We start from the raw sequence: 332 nt of genomic DNA, 5'->3' as shown, positions 1-332 counted from the left end.
GAGGCGGGAGACGGCGATCTCGGCGATCACCGCGTCGAGCGTGGTGGCGTCGGAGTCGACGGCGCCGGTGCAGGACATGTCGCCGACGGTGCGGTAGCGCACCAGGCGCCTCTCGACGCGTTCGCCGTCCTTGGGGCCGCCCCATTCGCCGGCGGTCAGCCACATGCCGTTGCGGGCGAAGACCTCGCGCTCGTGGGCGAAGTAGATCTCGGGGAGGGCGATGTCCTCGCGGGCGATGTACTGCCAGACGTCCAGCTCGGTCCAGTTGGACAGGGGGAAGACGCGGACGTGTTCGCCGGGGGCGTGGCGGCCGTTGTAGAGCTGCCACAGTT

Annotated in this window: 1 protein-coding gene; it reads right to left on the bottom strand. The window is 70.2% G+C overall.

Features of this window, described 5'->3' with window-relative positions; translation table 11 throughout:
* Positions 1-332, bottom strand: a 332-nt coding sequence (locus IF43_RS0135795) for a phosphoadenosine phosphosulfate reductase family protein (RefSeq protein ID WP_030211319.1), incomplete at both ends; no start/stop codon positions are given.

The sequence above is a fragment of the Streptomyces sp. NRRL S-87 genome (assembly GCF_000719335.1).
Taxonomy (GTDB): Bacteria; Actinomycetota; Actinomycetes; order Streptomycetales; family Streptomycetaceae; genus Streptomyces.
Note: the sequence above shows the minus strand (reverse complement) of the source record. Positions and strands in the feature narration are given on the sequence as shown.